The following is a 3,136-nucleotide window of genomic DNA, read 5'->3' as shown; positions in this document are numbered from 1 at the left end:
AGGGCCCGGCCGAGATCGAGGCCAAGCGGCGCTGGACCYTCCGCCAGGTGGCCTGGCTGGCGCACGCCCAGGGCCTCGTGCTGGACCCGCCGGCCCAGCACCCCTTCAACCCCTTGCCGCTGTTGCGGCTGGCCTGGGCCTGTACGGCGCCGCAAGGGCAGCCGGGCGACACCCCGGGGCGCTGGGTCGTCGAGCAGCTGTTTCATCACGTCTGGCGTGGCGCCGGTGCCGACGCCAGTGACGCCGCCCGCATCGCCGCGCTGACCGAACGCCTTGCGCCCGCGCAGGATCCGGCCGGCGAGGCCGTCAAGCAGCGCCTGCGCAGCGAGACCGAGGCGGCACTGGCCCTGGGCGTCTTCGGCGTGCCGACCGTCGAGTTCGAAGGCCGGTTGTTCTGGGGCCAGGATGCGCTGCCGATGCTGCGTGCTGCGCTGGACGGCGACCCCTGGTTTCGCAGCGGCATTTGGGAATCAGCGGCCCAGGCCCGGCCCGGCATCACCCGGAAACACTGAGCGCGGACCAAGAACAAGCCCTGCGGCTTCTTCGACGCCTCGCGAAGGACTGCCGGCATGCAGGCCGGCAGACATGATTCAAAACGTCTCAGGATTTACCCGCGAGGGTCATCTGATCTCGCATTGAGAAATGCTGACTGCGGGTTCCTGCGGAGTTTGTCAGCCTCGATTCAGACTGGCGTCAGAACACGGTCAGAGGCGGTGTGAATAGTCGCGGTGAGGGAAGCCTGTGGGGCGGCCCGACAACTGACGGAGACATATCAATGGCAACTGCGACTTCGACGGCCGCGACGCCGATGACCAAAGAGGAGAAGAAGGTCATCTTCGCCTCCTCGCTGGGCACGGTGTTCGAGTGGTACGACTTCTACCTTTACGGCTCGCTGGCGGCCGTCATCGCCAAGCAGTTCTTTGCCGGCCTGGATCCGAGCGCGGCCTTCATCGCCTCGCTGATGGCCTTTGCCGCCGGCTTCATCGTGCGCCCCTTCGGCGCGCTGGTGTTCGGCCGCCTCGGCGACATGATCGGCCGCAAGTACACCTTCCTGGTCACCATCCTGATCATGGGCCTGTCGACCTTCATCGTCGGCGTGCTGCCCACCTACGCGACCATCGGCGCCGCGGCGCCGGTCATCCTGGTCGGCCTGCGTCTGCTGCAGGGCCTGGCCCTCGGCGGTGAGTACGGCGGTGCCGCCACCTACGTGGCCGAGCATGCCCCTCACGGCAAGCGTGGCGCCTACACCTCGTGGATCCAGACGACGGCGACGCTGGGCTTGTTCCTGTCGCTGATGGTCATCCTCGGCGTGAAGAACTCGATGTCGGACAAGGACTTCGGCGAATGGGGCTGGCGCATTCCCTTCATCGTGTCGATCCTGCTGCTGGGCGTTTCGGTGTGGATTCGCCTGTCGATGAACGAATCGCCCGCCTTCCAGAAGATGAAGGCGGAGGGCAAGACCTCCAAGGCGCCGCTGTCCGAATCCTTCGGCCAGTGGAAGAACCTGAAGATCGTGCTGCTGGCGCTCTTCGGCCTGGTGGCCGGCCAGGGCGTGGTCTGGTATTCGGGCCAGTTCTACGCGCTGTTCTTCCTGACGTCGGTGCTCAAGGTGGACCTCACCTCGGCCAACATCTGGATCGCCATCTCGCTGCTGCTGGGCACGCCCTTCTTCGTCATCTTCGGCACGCTGTCGGACAAGATCGGCCGCAAGCCCATCATCATGGCCGGCCTGCTGCTCGCCGCGCTGACCTACTTCCCGCTGTTCAAGGCCCTGACCGCTGCGGCCAACCCCGACCTCGCCAAGGCCCAGGAGACCGCCAAGGTCACGCTGACCACCAACATGGCCAGTTGCTCCTTCCAGGGCAGCCCGCTGGCACGCGAGGTGGACTTCACCAGCGCCTGCGACATTGCCAAGCGTGCTCTGGCCCAGTCGTCGGCCAGCTCCGAGACCATCGAGGCTCCCGCAGGTGCACCAACGGTCGTGAAGGTCGGCGAAAAGGAAATCGCCGTCCCGACCGCCACCAAGCTGACCGAGCACAAGTTCGACGAAGCCAGTACCAAGGCCATCGCCGGCTTCAAGAAGGAGCTGGGCGAAGCGATGAAGGCTGCCGGCTATCCGGCCAAGGCCGACATGGCCAAGGCCAATGTGCCGATGGTCATTGCCATCCTGTTCGTGCTGGTGCTGTACGTGACCATGGTCTACGGCCCGATCGCGGCCATGCTGGTGGAGATGTTCCCGACCCRCATCCGCTACACCTCGATGAGCCTGCCGTACCACATCGGCAACGGCTGGTTCGGCGGCATGCTGCCCTCCATCACCTTCGCGATGGTGGCGCAGAACGGCAACATCTATCACGGCCTCTGGTACCCCATCATCATCGCGGCGGCGACCTTCGTCATCGGCGTGCTGTTCGTGCGTGAGACCAAGGACGTGGACATCTACGCCCGCGACTGATCATGTTTTTCCCGGGGAGTCCCGGGATGTCTACACGAGGCCGGCTTCATGCCGGCCTTTTTCGTTCTGGCTAGCCCTGCTTGTCGATGGCAGTCTGCCCTGCGACGATGCCGCCGATGCCCAAGTCCAAAGACCCTTCCGACAGCAGCGCTGGTGAGCAACGCCGGCTGCAGATGGTCGACATCGCCCGCCTGGCCGGCGTGTCGGTGTCCACGGTGTCTCGGGCCTTGAACGGCAGCGAGCTCGTCAATGCCGAGACGCGCCAGCGCGTCGCCGAACTGGCGCGCTCGCTGAACTACTCGATCAACTTCGGCGCGCGCAACCTGCGCCTGCAGGAGAACAAGACGGTGGCCGTCGTCGTGCCCTACGACGCCAAGTCCCGCCAGCACATCTCCGACCCCTTCTTCCTGTCCATCGTCGGCTCCATTGCCGACGCGCTGACCGACCGCGGCTACGACATGCTGCTGTCGCGCGTCGACGCCGAGCGGCTGGACCTGGCCTCGCACTGGTTCGACTCCGGCAAGGCCATTGGCGTCGTCCTCATCGGCCAATGGCGCCACCACGACCAGCTCAACGACATGGCCGCGCGCAAGCTCCCGCTGGTCGTCTGGGGCGGCGAGATGCCGCAGCAGCTCTACTGCAGCGTGGGTGGCGACAACGTGCTGGGCGGCACGCTGGCTG

3 protein-coding genes are annotated in these 3,136 nt (G+C 65.9%); all 3 read left to right on the top strand.

What is annotated here, in order from left to right; genetic code table 11:
• The coding region (locus AC1DU6_RS25010; RefSeq protein WP_477860378.1) for a DsbA family protein at window positions 1-512 on the top strand (512 nt) is incomplete at its 5' end.
• 263 nt (window positions 513-775) lie between these two features.
• Entirely contained in the window at window positions 776-2,455 is a 1,680-nt protein-coding gene (locus tag AC1DU6_RS25005; protein WP_477860376.1) for an MFS transporter, read from the top strand.
• Window positions 2,456-2,571: 116 nt separating this feature from the next.
• The coding region (locus AC1DU6_RS25000; RefSeq protein ID WP_477860374.1) for a LacI family DNA-binding transcriptional regulator at window positions 2,572-3,136 on the top strand (565 nt) is incomplete at its 3' end.

The sequence above is a fragment of the Roseateles sp. P5_B10 genome, from assembly GCF_056400485.1.
The sequence above is the reverse complement of the archived record's forward strand: the minus strand, read 5'-3'. Positions and strand labels throughout refer to the sequence as shown.